General features: G+C 68.4%; 17 protein-coding genes and 1 riboswitch. Of the genes, 4 read left to right on the plus strand and 13 right to left on the minus strand.

Going from position 1 to position 17096, the window contains the following annotated elements; genetic code table 11:
* Positions 1–6 precede the first annotated feature (6 nt).
* The 4 genes from GLA29479_RS14625 to GLA29479_RS14640 form a co-directional block, all read right to left on the minus strand.
* Positions 7–807 (minus strand): SDR family NAD(P)-dependent oxidoreductase, encoded by an 801-nt coding sequence (locus GLA29479_RS14625; RefSeq protein WP_057916168.1) that lies wholly within the window; start codon positions 805–807, stop codon positions 7–9.
* Positions 808–936: 129 nt separating this feature from the next.
* Complete coding sequence (locus tag GLA29479_RS14630) at positions 937–1437, minus strand: hypothetical protein (RefSeq protein ID WP_057972035.1); 501 nt, start codon at positions 1435–1437, stop codon at positions 937–939.
* Positions 1438–1570: 133 nt separating this feature from the next.
* Positions 1571–2035, minus strand: coding sequence for an SRPBCC family protein (locus GLA29479_RS14635; RefSeq protein ID WP_057972036.1), 465 nt, complete (start codon positions 2033–2035; stop codon positions 1571–1573).
* Positions 2036–2102: 67 nt separating this feature from the next.
* Positions 2103–2771, minus strand: coding sequence for a response regulator transcription factor (locus GLA29479_RS14640; RefSeq protein WP_031370625.1), 669 nt, complete (start codon positions 2769–2771; stop codon positions 2103–2105).
* Between the two features lie 116 nt (positions 2772–2887).
* Between GLA29479_RS14640 and GLA29479_RS14645 the strand changes: the two genes are divergently transcribed.
* Positions 2888–3265, plus strand: coding sequence for an endonuclease domain-containing protein (locus GLA29479_RS14645; protein WP_057972037.1), 378 nt, complete (start codon positions 2888–2890; stop codon positions 3263–3265).
* Positions 3266–3496: 231 nt separating this feature from the next.
* On the opposite strand, the gene acs is transcribed toward GLA29479_RS14645, so the two are convergent.
* The gene (gene acs, locus GLA29479_RS14650; protein ID WP_057972038.1) at positions 3497–5449 is read right to left on the minus strand and encodes an acetate--CoA ligase; all 1953 of its coding nucleotides are present in this window, start codon (positions 5447–5449) and stop codon (positions 3497–3499) included.
* Between the two features lie 379 nt (positions 5450–5828).
* Between acs and GLA29479_RS14655 the strand changes: the two genes are divergently transcribed.
* From GLA29479_RS14655 to GLA29479_RS14665, 3 genes are all read left to right on the plus strand, one after another.
* Entirely contained in the window at positions 5829–7193 is a 1365-nt protein-coding gene (locus tag GLA29479_RS14655; protein ID WP_248842738.1) for a DcaP family trimeric outer membrane transporter, read from the plus strand.
* A gap of 83 nt (positions 7194–7276) precedes the next feature.
* A complete protein-coding gene (locus tag GLA29479_RS14660) occupies positions 7277–8941 on the plus strand; it encodes an MFS transporter (protein WP_057972040.1) in 1665 nt (554 codons plus the stop codon).
* Positions 8942–9119: 178 nt separating this feature from the next.
* A complete protein-coding gene (locus GLA29479_RS14665) occupies positions 9120–9707 on the plus strand; it encodes a uracil-DNA glycosylase family protein (RefSeq protein WP_082638698.1) in 588 nt (195 codons plus the stop codon).
* A gap of 31 nt (positions 9708–9738) precedes the next feature.
* Here the strand turns inward: GLA29479_RS14665 and GLA29479_RS14670 are convergent, their stop codons facing one another.
* From GLA29479_RS14670 to GLA29479_RS14695, 8 genes are all read right to left on the minus strand, one after another.
* On the minus strand, positions 9739–10344 hold the full coding sequence (locus GLA29479_RS14670) for a trimeric intracellular cation channel family protein (protein WP_057972042.1): 606 nt from the start codon (positions 10342–10344) through the stop codon (positions 9739–9741).
* 162 nt (positions 10345–10506) lie between these two features.
* Positions 10507–10613, minus strand: a riboswitch (glycine riboswitch).
* 308 nt (positions 10614–10921) lie between these two features.
* Positions 10922–11671 (minus strand): ABC transporter ATP-binding protein, encoded by a 750-nt coding sequence (locus GLA29479_RS14675; protein WP_057972043.1) that lies wholly within the window; start codon positions 11669–11671, stop codon positions 10922–10924.
* Positions 11668–12657: a hypothetical protein gene (locus GLA29479_RS14680; RefSeq protein ID WP_057972044.1), complete on the minus strand. Its 990-nt coding sequence runs from the start codon at positions 12655–12657 to the stop codon at positions 11668–11670. Before GLA29479_RS14680 ends, GLA29479_RS14675 begins: the two co-directional genes overlap by 4 nt.
* 170 nt (positions 12658–12827) lie before the next feature.
* Positions 12828–13646 (minus strand): kanamycin nucleotidyltransferase C-terminal domain-containing protein, encoded by an 819-nt coding sequence (locus tag GLA29479_RS14685; protein WP_057916157.1) that lies wholly within the window; start codon positions 13644–13646, stop codon positions 12828–12830.
* 163 nt (positions 13647–13809) lie between these two features.
* Entirely contained in the window at positions 13810–14148 is a 339-nt protein-coding gene (locus GLA29479_RS14690) for an EF-hand domain-containing protein (RefSeq protein ID WP_057972045.1), read from the minus strand.
* A gap of 208 nt (positions 14149–14356) precedes the next feature.
* Entirely contained in the window at positions 14357–14530 is a 174-nt protein-coding gene (locus GLA29479_RS25340; RefSeq protein ID WP_169795669.1) for a hypothetical protein, read from the minus strand.
* Positions 14531–14543: 13 nt separating this feature from the next.
* A complete protein-coding gene (locus tag GLA29479_RS25345) occupies positions 14544–14714 on the minus strand; it encodes a hypothetical protein (RefSeq protein ID WP_161786072.1) in 171 nt (56 codons plus the stop codon).
* A 428-nt stretch (positions 14715–15142) separates the two neighbouring features.
* The gene (locus tag GLA29479_RS14695) at positions 15143–16348 is read right to left on the minus strand and encodes a DesA family fatty acid desaturase (RefSeq protein ID WP_057972046.1); all 1206 of its coding nucleotides are present in this window, start codon (positions 16346–16348) and stop codon (positions 15143–15145) included.
* Positions 16349–17096 lie beyond the last annotated feature (748 nt).

Raw genomic sequence — 17096 nt, forward strand, 5'->3', positions numbered from 1 at the left:
CGCGCTTCAATCCACCAGAAAACCGCCGGTGAGATTGAGGATGCCGCCGGTCATCGCCGAAGCGCGATCCGATGCCGCATAGACCGCACTGCCGGCGATGTCGGCGAGCGTCGGCAGACGCTTGAGCAAGGTGCTCTCGGCCGCGCCCTGCAGCATCGCTTCGACCGAGATGCCGGCCTGGTCGGCAAGCGGCTGGAACACCTCGCGGCTGTGCGAACCCGCGTCCAGCGCCTCGGGTATCGCATGCGAACGCAGGCACACCGTGCGGATGCCGCGCCCGCCGAGTTCGCCGGCCAGATGGCGCGACATCGCTTCGACGCCGGCGCAGGCGACGCAATGGCCCAGGTAGCCCGGACCGGTCATGCGCGCGACCGGCGTGACCAGGCTCAGGATGACGCCGCCGCGCTCGCCCATATGGCGCGCCGCGGCTTGTGCGGTGAGGTAGTTCGAGCGGATGTACGAGTGGACCGGATACTCGAAATCGCCGAGCGGCAATTCGGCGAACGGCACGCCTTGCACGTGCACGAAGGCCACCGCGTTGAAGACGATATCGATGGCGCCGGCCTTCGCCGCGACTGCCTCGGCGTGGCGATCGATCGCGTCCGCATCCAGTGCATCGACCTGCGCGCTCTCGGCGATGCCGCCGGCCTTCGCGATGTCCGCCACGACCGCATCGAGACGCGCCCGGCTGCGGCCGGCGAGGAACAGGCGCGCGCCTTCGCGCGCGAACGCACGCGCCACCGCGCCGCCGATCGCGCCGCCACCGCCGTGGATCACCGCCACCTTGCCTTCGAGCTCCCGCTTCATTGCGCCTCCGTTCGAACCGCATCGTCGTGCGTGCGCGCCGGCCGCGACTGCGCGGCGGCGCATGAGGCGGCCAGCTAACACCGGCGCCGCGCGGTTTTCAAGTTTGTGCGCGGGTTGCGGTTTCGCGGATCAGGCTTCTTCCCAGCTGATCCGCACCTCGTGCTTGCCGAGGATGAGGCGATACTCGAACGAGAATCCCTGGCCCGGGTCGAGCGAGCCGACCAGTTCGGTGCTGCCGTCGTCCAGGGTCCGCGTTTGATACGCACCGGTTCGCACCAGGGCCTGCAGACGGCGCGCAGCGGCCGGCTGCCAGTACTTCGAGACCGTAGCGAACAGGCGCTCGATAGCGACTTCACGCGAAGGTGCGGATGCGCCAGGCGCGTAGACCAGACTCACCGTCGTGCCGTAATGCACGCAACCGCCGCTGGCGACGGTGATCGTCTCGCCGTTGCGTAGTTTCCAAATGGCAGTGCCGGTGGCGTCGAGCCGGCCGCCGTGGCGCGCGGCGATTTGTTGCATGCGCTTGGCGAAATAGGCTTGGTCGAAATCGCAGTCGCTGTCCTGCGCGCCTGCGGGCAGAGCGACTGCGAGCATCGCCAACGACAGCATCCAGCGGATCGAGCGATTCATGCGGCGTCCTTTCGCGATGTCGGTCCATTGATGGCGCGACTATGCCGGCAGCCGCGTTGCCGAATCAATGGCCGTCCGCGGTGACTCGCATCGCGCCGACGGGCGGCGAGCATGGCCGCGCAACGGGCGCTCGTTACCGCGCCTCGGCTTCGCAGTAACGCTTGAGCACCGCCAGGGTGACTTCCCAGTAGAAATTCATGTGGCCGTAGACTGCATAGTGGCCGAGATTGCTCAGGCGCAGCCCGAGTCGCGTGCCGTGGTCGCTCGGGTGCAGCCGCAATGCGATGCCGACGTGGTTCTCGGGCGCGTCGGCGAGCGCTCGCCGCGACAGCGAACTCCAATGGCTGTATTCGAGGGCGCGTCCGGCTTCGAAGACACGAACGATGCCGCTGTTCTCGAAACGCAGCCGCCCGTGCAACACGCCGCGGATCACGATCGGGCTGCCGATGGCCCAGTCGGTGACGACTTCGAGCGGCTCCTCCGACATCCACGCCGGCATGCGCACAGGATCGGTCAGCGCCTGCCACACCGTCGTGGGCGCGGCCTGGATATCGATGCTTTTGGTTACCGGGTCGGGAAAACTCGGGTGACCGTCCATCGTCTGCGGATTCCCTGCAACGGTTCGAGTGCGCGCAAGCGGCGAGCGTGGTCGCCGCTGAACCCGCTTATTCGACTTCTTCCGGCGGCGGCACGATCGCGCTGGGATCGAGGGCGAGACGGCCGGCGATCAACACCGCCTGGGTGCGGTTGTTGGCGCCGAGCTTGCGCAGGATCGCGGTGACGTGGGCCTTGACCGTCGCTTCGGAGACGCCGAGTTCGTAGCCGATCTGTTTGTTGAGCAGGCCGGCGCCGAGCATCTGCAGGACGCGGAACTGTTGTGGGGTGAGGTCGCGCAGGCGTTGCGCGGCTTCGTGTTCGTCGGCGTTCGCGGCCGGCGCGGCGAAAGCGGCGGCCGGCGCCCAGCGGTCGCCGTCGAGCACCGTCGTCAGCGCCGCGCCGAGCGTCGCCGCATCGGCGGACTTGGGAATGAAACCGACCGCGCCGTGATCGAGCGCGCGGCGCATCGTCGCCGGCTCCTCGCGCGCCGACACCACCACGATCGGCAATTGCGGATGCAGCGCGCGCAGATGCACGAGCGCGCTGAAGCCTTGCGCGCCGGGCATGTTGAGATCGAGCAGCAACAGATCGGCGTCGGATTCTGCCTCGACCAGCGCGTACAGCGCATCGACACTGTCGGCTTCGCGCAGGGCCGCGTCCGGCAGCACCCGCGCGACCGCGCCGCGCAAGGCTTCGCGGAACAGCGGGTGGTCGTCGGCGATCAGCAGGGTCGGCATGGGGCGGGCCTGGTCGGGGGAAGGGCGCTGCGGACGACGTACATGGCAGGAATCTTACGTCGTATAGGGGGTTCCTCCGCTATTGGACGATGGGTGAAGGCAGGTGAAATGTGGGTATGCATTCGTATGAACCCCGTCTCAAAACGCCCACACGCCACCTGCGAAGCGGCGCCAGCGCCGCCGAACAGCGGCTGTGGTGGCGGCTGCGGCGCGAGCAGATGTCCGGCGTGCGGTTCTACCGGCAGAAGCCGTTGCTGCGCTGTATCGTCGACTTTTATGCGTTGGCGGCGAGGTCGATCGTGGGAGTCGATGGCGCGCAGCACAAGACCGATTCGGGTTTGGCGGCGGATGCGCGGAGGACGGCGGAACTGGAAACGCTGGGGCTGAAGGTGATCCGCTTCGACAACCTGCAGGCGCTCAAGGAAACGACGGCAGTGATGCAAGAAATACACCGAGTGGTGTCCGAGCGCTTGCCAGGAGTGCATAGAAGCTGAGAGGCGAAAGCCAAGGCAAATCCCCCCTGCCCCCTTTTCAAAGAGGGGAACAGCACCAGCACGAGCGAGGCTGTTCGTAGTCTCGCTCGCGAAATCGCCCGGCAACGACATCCCTTCCTTTCGAATTCCCCCCTTTGAGAAGGGGGGCCAGGGGGATTTGCTGTTGCTGTTGCAACCACCACCTAATCGGCACGGCCGCTAGACGGCCGTGCTTCGCCCTAAGGTGATGCCTTACTTGCCCAGACGCTCGTTGACCAGGCTCTCGACCACCGACGGGTCGGCCAGGGTGCTGGTGTCGCCGAGCTGGTCCGGGGCGTTCTCGGCGATCTTGCGCAGGATGCGGCGCATGATCTTGCCCGAACGGGTCTTCGGCAGGCCCGGCGCCCACTGCAGATGGTCGGGCGTGGCGATCGGGCCGATTTCCTTGCGCACCCAGGCCACCAGCTCCTTGCGCAGGTCGTCGTTCTGCGCTTCGCCGGCGATCAGGGTCACATAGGCGTAGATGCCCTGGCCCTTGAGGTCGTGCGGGAAACCGACCACGGCCGCTTCGGCGACCTTCGGGTGCGAGACCAGGGCGCTCTCGACTTCGGCGGTGCCGATGCGGTGGCCGCTGACGTTGATGACGTCGTCGACGCGCCCGGTGATCCAGTAGTAGCCGTCGGCATCGCGGCGGCAGCCGTCGCCGGTGAAGTAGCTGCCGGGATAGGTCTTGAAATAGGTCTCGATGAAACGCGGATGATCGCCGTAGACAGTGCGCATCTGCCCCGGCCAGGAATCCTTCAACACCAGATTGCCTTCGGCCTCGCCTTCGAGTTCGCCGCCGTTGGCGTCGACCAGGGCCGGCTGCACGCCGAAGAAGGGCTTGCTCGCCGAGCCGGGCTTGAGGTCGATCGCGCCGGCCAGCGGGGTGATCAGGATGCCGCCGGTCTCGGTCTGCCACCAGGTGTCGACGATCGGGCAACGCGAATCGCCGACCACTTCGTAATACCAACGCCAGGCTTCGGGGTTGATCGGCTCGCCGACCGTGCCGAGCAGGCGCAGCGAGGCGCGCGAGGTTTTCTTGACCGGTTCGTCGCCGTCGCGCATCAACGCGCGGATCGCGGTCGGCGCGGTGTAGAACACGCTCACCTTGTGCTTGTCGATCACGTTCCAGAAACGCGACACGTCCGGATAGTTCGGCACGCCCTCGAACACCAGCGCGGTGGCGCCGTTGGCGAGCGGGCCGTAGACGATGTAACTGTGACCGGTGACCCAGCCGACGTCGGCGGTGCACCAGTAGATGTCGTCTTCGCGCAGGTCGAACACCGCTTCGTGGGTAAAGCTGGCATAGACCAGGTAACCGCCGGTGGTGTGCAGCACGCCCTTGGGCTTGCCGGTGCTGCCGGAGGTGTAGAGGATGAACAGCGGGTCTTCCGCGTTCATGCGCTCGGGCTCGCAGGTCTCCGGCTGGCCTTCGACCACCGCGTCGTACCAGCGGTCGCGCGGCATCTGCATGTCGACCGCGGCGCCGGTGTGGCGCACGACCAGCACGGTCTCGACCGAGTTGGTGCCGGGCAGCTTCAGGGCCGCATCGACGTTGGCCTTGAGCGGGATCTTCTTGCTGCCGCGCAGGCCTTCGTCGGCGGTGATGACCAGCTTGCTGGCGCAGTCGGCGACGCGGTCGGCGATCGAGTTCGGGGCGAAGCCGCCGAACACCACCGAGTGGATCGCGCCGACCCGCGCGCAGGCGAGCATCGCCACCACGGCCTCGGGAATCATCGGCAGGTAGATGGTGATGCGGTCGCCCTTCTTGACGCCGAGGTTGCGCAGCGCATTGGCCAGACGGCACACGCGCGCATGCAGCTCACGGTAGCTGATGTGCTCGGCCGGCAGGTTCGGATCGTCGTGCTCGAACAGCAGCGCGGTCTTGTCGCCGCGCTCGGCCAGATGGCGGTCGAGGCAGTTGACGCTGGCGTTGAGCTCGCCGTCCTCGTACCAGTGAATGCGGAAGTCGGCCAGATCGAAGCTGACGTTCTTGATCTTGGTCGGCGCCTTGAACCAGTCCAGACGCTTGGCCACGCCGCCCCAGAACACGTCGGGGTCGGCGACCGATTCGGCGTAGAGACGTTCGTAGTCTTCGCGCCGGTAGCGCGACTTCGCAGCGAAGTCCGCGTCGGTCGGGTAGACGGTGACGGGGTGAGTCATGAGTGGGGGCTCCGTAAGGCTGGCTGTGTCGATGCGCGGGCTTCGTTATAGCCGACCCGGCGCGCGACGCCTATGCCGCGATCGCCGGGGACGGGGGTCGCGGCGCTCGACCGCGGCCGCGACCGGCGAGCGGGCCTTGCGCGCGGGCGCGCGCGATCGCTCAGTTTGCCGCATTCATCGCGACCCTCGCTGCGGCATCGGTTTAGACCTTGGTCGTAAACGGAGAACTGAATCGCGCCGTTACGACCAATGGCGAATGGTGAAGCCGTCTCGGCCACGCGCAGGCTGGCCGCAGCCGCACGTACCGCGCGGCGTTCCTCGGGAGGGAATCATGACGTTCACTAGTGTGCTCACATGCACGGCACCGCGGCGCGCGGCGATGCGACGGCGGCCCCTGGCCGCGGCCCTGCTGGTCGCCCTGGCGCTGCCCGGCCTGGCTTTCGCGCAGACGGCGAAGGAAAAAGAACTCGAAACGCGCGTCGCCGAACTCGAGCGCATGGTCCAGCAACTGGTCTCGCAACAGCAGCAGGTGCAGACCCAGGTCACCGAGGTCAAGGCCGCACAGGCCGCCGCGCCGACCGCGGTCGCGGCGACACCGGCCAAGCCCGGCATCCAGAGCACGCCGATCTCGACCGCCGGCAACCCCGGCACCCGTTTCAGCTACGGCGGTTTCATCAAGCTCGACGCCTCGGTCACCCAGACCAACGACGGCGACATCGCCGACGGTTCGGTCGGACGCCTGTTCTACGTGCCCAAGGCGATTCCGGTCGGCGGCGCGGCCACCCGCGAAGGCGGCAGCGACACCGACATGGGCGCGAATTTCTCGCGCTTCTGGTTCGCCGCCGACACCGACCTGGAGAGCGGCGACAAGCTCAAGGGCTATCTGGAATTCGACCTCTACGGCGGCGGCAGCACCGCATTCACCGGCAGCGAAGTCGCCACCAACACCTATGCGCTGACCCTGCGCCAGGCCTACGTGACCTGGAACAAGTGGATGGCCGGCCAGGCCTGGTCGAACTTCCAGGACACCGCGGCGTTGCCGGACACGGTCGACTTCCTCAGCCCCACCGAGGGCACGGTGTTCGTGCGCCAGGCGCAATTGCGTTACACCAGCGGGCCATGGTCGTTCTCGATCGAAAACCCGGAAACCGTGTACACACCGTTCCGCGGCAACATGGCCCAAGTCGCCGGCGACGACGGCGCGGTACCGGACGTGACCGCGCGCTACACCGCCAAGGGCGATTGGGGCCACTTCAGCGTCGGCGCGCTCGCACGCCAGCTCAAGTACCAGTCCGGGCGCGTCAACGACAGCAGCACCGGTTACGGCCTGAGTCTGTCGGGCAAGTGGAACCTCGGCGCCAAGGACGACCTGCGCTACATGATCACCACCGGCAGCGGCATCGGCCGCTACGTCGGCCTGGCGCTCAACAACGACGCCGTGCTCGACGCCAGCGGCGACCTGGAAAACATCGACCTGGTCTCGGGCTTCGTCGGCTGGCGCCACGCGTTCACCCCGAAGCTGCGCGGCAACCTGTTCTATTCGCGCGCCGAGTACGACAACAAGACCGCATTGACCGGCCTGGGCATCACCAAGTCGGCGCAATCGGCCCACATCAACCTGATCTATACCCCGATCCCGAAACTCGATGTGGGTGCCGAGTACATCTGGGGCCAGCGCGAGATCGAAAGCGGCGACCGCGGCGAGATCAACCGCCTGCAGACCCACGTCAAGTACAGCTTCTGATCGGAAAAGTCGCGACAGCAGCATAGAAAGAATTACCCCGGCGGGCCTCGGCCCGCTCCTCTCCACTGTTCGGGGGAACAGACATGTCCAGCATCACCGCAAACTCGGCGCCGCACAGCACGCCGCTGACCAAGGACCACAAGAAGGTCATCTTCGCCTCCAGCCTCGGCACCGTGTTCGAGTGGTACGACTTCTACCTCTACGGTTCGCTCGCCGTGATCATCGGCAAGCAGTTCTTCGGCGGTTTGAACGAGACCAGCCAGTTCATCTTCGCCCTGCTCGCCTTCGCCGCCGGTTTCGCGGTGCGGCCGTTCGGCGCGCTGGTGTTCGGCCGCCTGGGCGACATGATCGGACGCAAGTACACCTTCCTGGTGACCATCGTGATCATGGGCCTGGCGACCTTCCTGGTCGGCATTCTGCCCAGTTACGCCACCCTGGGCATCGCCGCGCCGATCATCCTGATCACCCTGCGCCTGTTGCAGGGCCTGGCGCTCGGCGGCGAGTACGGCGGCGCCGCGACCTACGTCGCCGAACACGCCCCGAACGGCAAGCGCGGCCTGTACACCAGCTTCATCCAGACCACCGCGACGCTCGGCCTGTTTCTGTCGCTGCTGGTGATCTGGGCCTGCCGCAATTACCTCGGCAAGGAAGATTTCGAGTCCTGGGGCTGGCGCATTCCGTTCTGGTTCTCGGTGATCCTGCTCGGCGTGTCGGTGTGGATCCGCATGCAGTTGGCCGAATCGCCGCTGTTCCAGCAGATGAAGGCCGAGGGCAAGACCTCCAAGGCGCCTATCACCGAGAGCTTCTTCTCCAAGAACGGCAAGATCGCCCTGTTCGCCCTGCTCGGCGCCACCGCCGGCCAGGCCGTGGTCTGGTACGGCGGCCAGTTCTATTCGCTGTTCTTCCTGACCAAGACCCTCGGCATGGACCCGAACCAGGCCGATATCTTCATCGCGATCGCCCTGGCCCTGGCCACCGGCGGCTTCATCTTCTTCGGCTGGCTGTCGGACAAGATCGGCCGCAAGAAGATCGTGCTGGCCGGCTGCCTGATCGCGGTGTTCACCTACTTCCCGGTGTTCAAGGCGCTCACCCATAACGTCAACCCGGCCCTGGAAGCCGCGGTCGCCGCCTCGCCGGTCACCGTCACCGCCGATCCGGAACGTTGCACGTTCCAGTTCGACCCGGTCGGCAAGGCGACCTTCAAGCAGTCCTGCGACATCATCAAGTCGGCGCTGGCCAAGAAGGGCATTCCCTACGTCAACGCGGCCGGCCCGGCCGGCAGCGTCGCCACGGTCAGCATCGGCGGCGCCAGCCTGAGCAGCTTCGAAGGCGAACCGCTCGACGGCGCCGCGTTCAAGACGCAGTCGGAAGCCTTCGGCAAGCAGTTGACCGAAGCGCTGCAGACCGCCGGCTATCCGGCCAAGGCCGACCCGGCGCAGATCAACAAGCCGATGGTGATCGCGCTGCTGACCTTCCTGGTGCTGCTGGTGACGATGGTCTACGGCCCGATCGCCGCCTGGCTGGTCGAGCTGTTCCCGACCCGCATCCGCTACACCTCGATGTCGCTGCCGTACCACATCGGCAACGGCTGGTTCGGCGGCTTCCTGCCGTTCACCGCGTTCGCCATCGTCGCCGCCACCGGCAACATCTACAGCGGCCTGTGGTATCCGATCATCGTCGCCGCCATGACGGTGGTGATCGGCGCCTTGTTCCTGCCGGAAACCAAGGACCGCGACATCACCGCATAAGACGTTTCCACCCGCTGCTGCAACGACGACGCCGGCCTCGCGCCGGCGTCGTCTTTTGCGCTGCCGCCCTGCCCTGCGGGTTCGCGGCTTGACAGGGTTTTGCGCGGCGACCAACACTCGGGCGCGGCCTGCTCGCGCAAACCCGACCGCCGCCGCCTGCTTGCCGGAACCGATGCCGATGGAATCCCTTGCCGCCCTGCTGACCGACGTCCGCGCGTGCAGGCTGTGCGCCGCGCATCTGCCCGAGGGCCCCCGGCCGGTACTGCAGATGAGCGCGCAGTCGCGCATCCTCATCGCCGGACAGGCCCCCGGCCGCAAGGTGCACGCGAGCGGCCTGCCCTTCGACGACGCCAGCGGCGAGCGCCTGCGCGCCTGGCTCGGCCTGGATCGCGAGCGCTTCTACGACGCTCGCCAGGTGGCGATCCTGCCGATGGGCTTCTGTTATCCCGGCACCGCGAAGTCCGGCGACCTGCCGCCGCGCCCCGAGTGCGCGCCGGCCTGGCGCCGGCGCCTGCTGGCGCAGTTCCAGCGGCTGCGCCTGACCCTGGTCATCGGCCAGTACGCGCAGGCCTATCATCTGCCCGATGCCGGCGACACGCTGACCGCCGCGGTCGCGTCCTGGCGCGAGCGCTGGCCGCATACGGTGGCGCTGCCGCATCCGAGCCCGCGCAACAATCTCTGGCTCAAGCGCAACCCCTGGTTCGAACGCGAGCTGGTGCCGGCCATCCGCGAACAAGTCGCGCAGGCTCTGGCCGAAGACGCTTGAGCCACGTCTGCGGCGCACGCGTCGCCGGCGCTCACTGATAGACGAACTTCGGCATCTCCCACTCGTAGCGGATCGCCAACAGGCGCAGGGCGAAGCCGCCGCCGAGGCAGAGCAGCACGCTCAGGTTCTCGGCGACGCCGAAGCGCAGCATCGCCAGATAGGCCACGCCGGTCAGCAGCGAGATCACCGCGTACAACTCGCGCTGGAACACCAGCGGGATCTCGTTGCACAGCACGTCGCGCAGCACGCCGCCGAAAGCGCCGGTCAACATGCCGGCGATGACGACGATGACCGGCGCGTGCCCGCCTTCGCGCGCGACCGAACAGCCGATCAGGGTGAAGGCGATCAGGCCGAGCGCGTCGAGCCAGAGGAAGGCGCGGCGCAAGCGGTGCAGCTTCTTGGCCAGGAAAGTCGCGGCGATCGCCGCGCCGATGGTGTAGCCCAGGTACTCGGGATGCCGCACCCAACCGAGCGGGTAGTGGCCGAGCACGATGTCGCGCAGCGAGCCGCCACCGAGCGCGGTGACGCTGGCGATGATGACCACGCCGAACAGGTCCATGCGCCGCTTGCCGGCGGCGAGCGCGCCGGTCATGGCTTCGGCGCTGATGGCGATGAGATAGATCAATTGCAGCAACACGGCGGTTCTCCGTCGGACAGGCACGAATGAACCGCGGCCGGGCACGGAGACGCGAACGCGCCGCCTGCGATCGGAACGCAGCGGCCGGGCGGCACGGCATGCGCACGCGCGGCCGTCGGCCGCACGAGGCTACCTGTCTCCGTGGCCCGAAGGCCGCGGTGCCGCTCCCGCTGTCCTTTTACCTGAGAGTTTGGGCGGCGCGCTGTCGCGACAGCGGCCGCTTGCCCCTTCGGTGGGCCGCATCGCGGCCTCTCTCCAGATCGGCGTGTTCGTTGCAGTGTTCCGGCCGATGAAAGGCCGAGCCTGAGCGATTATGGGAGCCTGCGCCTTCGGCGGGCATCGGCCGCAGGCCGGCGCCACTCTTCTGCAACGGTGGGCATGGTAGCAGTTGGGTGCCGCCTCCAGACCGCCGGCGGGTCAGTTGCGCCGTTGTTTGCGGTGTCGTGGTCGCGGCTTGCGCCGCTCCTACCCAAGAGCTACGCCGCTTTAAGGGTAGGAGCGGCGCAAACCGCGACCGCGCAATGGCATCGACGACGTTACCGACCGTAAGACGATGACGCCGCGCCGCGGCCGCAAGCTAGTTCGCATCCGCAGGCCGCTCGGCCGCCAAGGCCTCGACCATCGACTGCTCCAGCGATCGCTGCGGGTCGGCGCGGATCGCATCGAGCTCGTCGGCCGGCCAGTCGCGACGCAGGCGCCCGTCCATCAGCAACAGCGCGCGGCTGATGAAACGCTCGGCGACATCGAGCGAATGGGTCGCCAGCAGCACGGCGGTGCCGCGCTCGCGGGCAAGCTGTTGCAGATGGCGTTTGAGCGCATAGGCGCTGAGCGGGTCGAGGCCATTGAGCGGTTCGTCGAGCACCAGCAAGGGCGGCTCGCCGAGCAGGCCGAGCGCGATCGCCAGTTTCTGGCGGGTGCCGAGCGAGTACTGGCCGATGCGGCGATCCAGCATCGGCGCCAGCGCCAGGGTCTCGGCGAGGGCCAGGGTCGGCGCGGGAATTTCGCTGAGCTCGCGTGTGCCGGCGAACAGGCGCAGGCATTCGCGACCGGTCAACAACGGCGGCAGACGCGCCGGGTCGACCGCGAAGCCGAGCAGGCGCCGCGCCTGCAGCGGTTCGCGTGCGAGGTCGTGGCCACCGATCAGCACGCGCCCGGCGCTGGCCCGCTGCAGCCCGGCCAGGCAGTGCAGCAGGGTGGTCTTGCCGGAACCGTTGGGGCCGATCAGCGCGGCGAATTCGCCGGCCTGCAGGCGCAGGTCGATGCCGTGCAGCACGGCGTGCTCGTCGTAACGGTGCTGCAGGCCGTCGAGTTCGAGCAGGACGGTCATCGCGACAGGGACCGGTGAAGGACAGGACGCAGCGCCAGCAAAGCCGGCGCCGAGAGCACGAGCATGATCGCGAACAACACCGGCGCGGCGCGCCAGCTCAGGGACAACAGCGCGGCGCCGATGCCGACGAACGCCACCGCGCAGACGAAGGCGAAGCCCGGATACCGCCACGCCGCCTGCGCCAGCCGATGCGGTGCGCGCGGTGTGCTCGCCAGCAGGGCGTCGGCATCGAGCGTCGCGGCGACGCAGGCCTGCAGGATCAGACTGAACCAGGCCAGCGCGATGGCGATCAGCAACACGCCGATGCCGCTGCTCGCACCGGTCGAACTCGGCAGGCCGAACAACACCGCGCCGATCATCCAGGCGTGGCCGCCACGGCGCCAGCGCAGCACTCCTTCGCGCCGTTGCCAATCGCTGAGGTGCGGCAGCCGCGCATCGTCGAGCCAGGCCAGGCCGAACACCGGCAAGCGCGCGCCTTCGCGCAAACGATGCGCCGGATGGCGACGATGACGCAGCGCCGCGAACAAGCCCAACATGGCGCCGAGCGCGAGCCCGCCGTCGACGACCCAGTACGCGGCGTGCAGGCTCGCGCGGTCGCCACCGCAGGCGGCGAGCACGGCCGCCGCGAATGCCATCGCCGCCAGCGTCGCCAAGCCGGCCAGCAGGATCAGGCTGCGCGTGGCCCGCGACGGCTCGATCGGCGTCGCCGCCCACCAACCCAGGCGCAGGTACTCATCGAGCGCGATCGAACGGCCGCGCGCGACCGCATAAGCGACGGCGATCGCGAGCAGACCGAACGGCAGCGGCAAGCGTTCGATCAGGCGCGGCAAGGCCTCGGCCAGGACCGCGGCATCGCCGCCCCAAGCGCGCAGCGACAGCGGCAAGGCGATCGCCGCGGCGGCCGCCGCCGACAGGGTCCGGCCGCGTCGCCATGCGCCGCCGCGCGCGGCGACGAGGCGCGCTTCGGCGAACCAGGGATGCAGCATTCGGCCCATCGCAAAGGCCCTCGGCGATCGATCGGGAAGCCGGAATCGGCGTAGTCGACGGCACTGCGCAGGACACCGGCGGCGTCACTCGCAACCTGCTCGGGCGAGCGCGCCGGACACGCCCAGCGCCGGTCCCGTCGACGATGGGGACTGTACCGGATCGGCGCCGCTCAGCGCTCCGTCGCCGCGCAGCGCAGTTCCAGCGCCTGGTTCAAGGATGCGGCGTGCGCCCATTCCTCCAGGCCGGTCCAGACCCGCTCCACCGCCATGGTCAGCACCACTTCGTCGCGCAGATCGCCCTGGCCGACCAGACCGAACAATTGCGCTGCGCCGTCCGGCCCGGGCAGGTCGGCGGCCTCGTCGAACATGGTGCCGCTCGATGCGAATACATGCCGCTCGGCCAGGCCGATCAGGCAGGCCAGGTGCTGGGCGAACTCGCAGGCGAGCAGGGACAGCGGCTTGCGCGCATAGCGATTGCGCAGCTTGCCGACCAGTTCGTACAGCTCGCCGACCACGATTTCGGCCAAGGCCGCGTCCACCGCCTCATCGTTCGGATGCGCGGCGAGCGAGCGCAAGGTCTCGACCAGGGCGCCGTGGTCGGGCGCGATCCACAGCGCGCGCGCATGCACGAACTGACCGTGGCTGAGCGCCCAGCCTTCGTCGACGTCGCGCGCGTAGGCCTCGATGGCGGTGCGCGACATCAGGTTGAGCTCGGCCTTGCCGCGGCCGTGCACCCATTCCAGGGTTTCGTCGTAGTCGGCGCCGAGAGCGTCGTCGTCGAGCACCGCCCACAGTTCGATATCCGAGTACGGGCCGTCGCCGTCGCGCGCGGTCGAGCCGTACATGGCGACCGCGAGCAGACGCTCGCCATGGACCTGGCGCAGTCGTTCGACGATCAGTTCGGCCAGTTCGCGGCGTTGTTCGGAGGTGACCGATTGGGGGCCGGCGAACAGCGTATCGAGTTCGCCGCGGGGCAGTGCGTAATTCATCGCGACTAGGTATCACGCGCGATGCGGCGGCGGCAATTGCGCAATCCGGGCAATGCGACGGGCTGCGGAGAATTCGCCGGATGGGCATCGCGCAACGCGCCGGAAACGCGACGCCCGTGGACTCAACGTCCGCCTCGTCCGGGCGAGCCATTCAGGCCGGCGATCACTGCGGGGGCGAGGCCAGTTCGCGCGCGTCGAGCCAGCCGTCGCGGTTGCGGTCCTGTTTGCCGAAACGCTCGGCGAGGGTCAGGCGATGCTGCTCGCGCGACAGCGCGGCGCGTGCGCCGCGGCCGCTCGCGGGCTGCTCTTGCGCATCGAGCTGGCCGTCGCGGTTGGCGTCCATCGCATCGAAGGCGTAGCTGAGCCAATCCTGGTATTCGAGCAGCGAGATCTTGCCGTCCTGGTCGCCGTCCATGCGCGACAGGTAGTCGCCGGTCGAGGCGACTTGTTGGGCCGCGCAGACGAGCGGAACACAGAACGCGATCGCAATCAGTCGGCGCATGCGCGGGAACCGGGTGACGCCGGGAGCGGCGGCTTTGCCGCGCAGCCTGACGCGAGCGGCGGCGCCAGGCAAGTCCGGGTCGCGGATCGCGGGATCCTGCGCTGCCGGCTCGGCCGACCAAGGTTGCCGGCGGCGCGCGGACGCGGCGCCGGCAACACGGGGGCGCACGGCGCAAGGCCGACCGCGCACCGTCATCGACCGCCAGGGATCAGGAATCGTCCATGCAGCAGGCGAAACGATTGCCGCCGAACTGGCAGCCGGCCTTGGGCGCGCAGCCCTCGGCGTACTTGTTGTCGGCCTGGGCCGCACCGAAGCCGACCGAGGCGGCGAACAGCGCCGCGATCGCCAGGTACTTCATGCGGGTGTTGCGAAAAGTCTTCATGGTTTTGCGGTCCTCAGGGCAGCATGCAGCAGCCGACGCGCTGGCCACCGTACTTGCAACCGGCCTTCGGCGGGCAGCCTTCGCGGTAGGGACTGTCGGCCTGGGCCACGCCGAAGCCGATGCCGGCAGCGAACAACGAGGCCAGCATGAGCAGCTTGATGCGCTTGCTACGGAATACCTTCATCTGTTCTGTCTCCTTTGCTTGAAGCGCGGCCCCATCCCTGGCGCGCGACGCGTTCACGGGTGGCGGGTTCGTCCTTGCAATGACGTCGATCGCGTGCGGCGCAGGGCGGCACGGGCAGGCAGGAAAGAGGGAATCGGAAGCGGCGCGCGGACGGCGACGACTTGGGCAACGATGTCCCTGCGCATGCGGCATCTCCTTATGCGGCGCGGGACGCGGTCCGGCGCGGCGACTCCATTGCTGCGCACGCTACACCCTCGCCGGGCGGCAAATGCTGATGGGCGTCGCGGTCCTGGAGGGGCTGCCGCGAGGGGCGGCGGCCGAGCCATCGCGGCCTGCACAGCGTGCTGCATGCGCGGCAATAAAAAACCCGCGCATCGCTGCGCGGGTTCTTACTGGAACGACCCAACCGGCGGACCGGCTGCGAACGGTCAGTGGCGCGCCGGCGCCAGGGCGTAGCCCTTCATGCGTTCGGAGAACGCTTGCAGCGACTGGATGCCGCTGGCCTCGGCGTCGACGCACCAAGCGTGCAGACGGTTCAAGGTGGCCTGCGCATCGTGCGAACGGTCGTCGAGCACCTGCGCCAAGCGCTGGCGGAATTCGGCCAGGGTCGCCATGCGCGGACGTTCGTCGATCCAGCTCTGCAGGCGCGCACGCGCGCCGTCGTCGAGCCAGCGGCCGCCGTCGGCCAGACCCTTGCGCAAACGGCGCGGCAGGGTGCGCATGCGGTCGCCGGCGTGCGCGGCTTCTTCGCGCAGGGTCGGCAGGGTCACGCTGCGGTAGTAGTCGGTCATCGCCTGGAAGCGGATCGCGAGCAGCGCGCGCAGGGTTTCGGTGTCCGGCATGGCGATGTTCGGGCGCACGTCCAGGGTCGGCGCGACGCGCAACACCTTGGCCAGACGCAGCGCCTGCAAGCCGCGAATCGCCGCCCAGCCGATGTCGAATTCCCACTTGCGCAGGGCGAACTTGGCCGAGCTCGGGAAGGCGTGGTGGTTGTTGTGCAGTTCTTCGCCGCCGATCCAGAAACCCCACGGGGTCAGGTTGGTCGCGGTGTCGGTGGTCTCGAAGTTGCGATAGCCCCACCAATGACCGAGTCCGTTGACCACGCCGGCGGCCCAGAACGGAATCCACACCATCTGCAGGGCCCAGATCGCCACGCCGGCGAAGCCGAACAGGACGAAGCTGATGAACAGCAGCAAGGTCGGGCCGAAGGTCGCATGCGGCGTATAGAGCTTGCGTTCGATCCAGTCGTCCGGGCAGCCCTTGCCGTACTTCTCGATGTCCTCGCGCTCGCCGCGCGCTTCGCGGTAGAGCTCGACGCCGCGCCACATGACCGTGTCGATGCCCTTGAACTGCGGGCTGTGCGGGTCTTCCTCGGTCTCGCACTTGGCGTGGTGCTTGCGATGGATCGCCGCCCACTCCTTGGTGATCATCGAGGTGGTCAGCCAGGTCCAGAAACGGAACACGTGCGCCAGCGCGGGATGGAAATCGACCGAGCGGTGCGCCATCGAGCGGTGCAGGTACAGCGTCACCGACATGATGGTGAGCTGGGTGACCGCGAGGAAGTACAAGGCGAGTTCCCAGAAGCCGGCCTGGACCAGGCCGCCGGCGAGGAAATCGATCAGGGAAGCGGGCATTTCGAAACTCCGACAGACCACCGGGGCCGGCCCGAAGCGGCCGGTCCTGAGCAAATGATGCCACCCGGTGCGGACCCTTCGCGCCGGTACGGCTCTGCGATGTGATGGGGTCGTTTATTCCAACGGGCAAGGACGCCCGCATCGGGCGCCGCTGAAGGGGTTCAGCCGGGCGCCCCCGACCGGCGGTCGAGGCCGCCCGGCCCAGTGTCTCTTCCGCCCCGCCTTGCGCCCTCTCCCGCTTGCGGCGACCGCAGCTCAGAGGGCCCGGGTGAGGGCCCAGCAGCGAGGAGCCGCGTCCCTAATCCGAACCGCCCCCTCCCTCGCCCCCTCCCTCGCCTCCATTCACGATCTCCCCGCGCGACCGCGCCAGCTCGCCCTCGGCATAGCGCCGCAAAGCCGCGCGGTCGACCTTGCCGAACACCGAACGGCGCCCGCAGTGGTCGAGCAGCAGGTTCAGGTCCTGGGCCGCGCCGAGGCGCTCGATCGTGTGCTTGTCGAACTTCGGCGCATCGCGACCCAGCTTGGCCGCTTTCAGAGCCCGTTGCTGCTGCGACAACCGCCGCGCACGCCGGCGCCAGTCGTGCCACGCCTCATCCAGGCCGCTGCGGCGGGCGCGTTCGGCGCCGCGGGCGACCCGCGCCAGGCTGGCGGTGACCGCCCCGCGCCAATCCTCCGGCTTCAAGCCGTCCCAGGGCAGCGCCCGCAACGCCGCGCGCAACACCCGCAACAAGGAACGGCGCGCGCCGAG

It is taken from the genome of Lysobacter antibioticus, assembly GCF_001442535.1.
GTDB classification, from domain to species: Bacteria; Pseudomonadota; Gammaproteobacteria; order Xanthomonadales; family Xanthomonadaceae; genus Lysobacter; species Lysobacter antibioticus.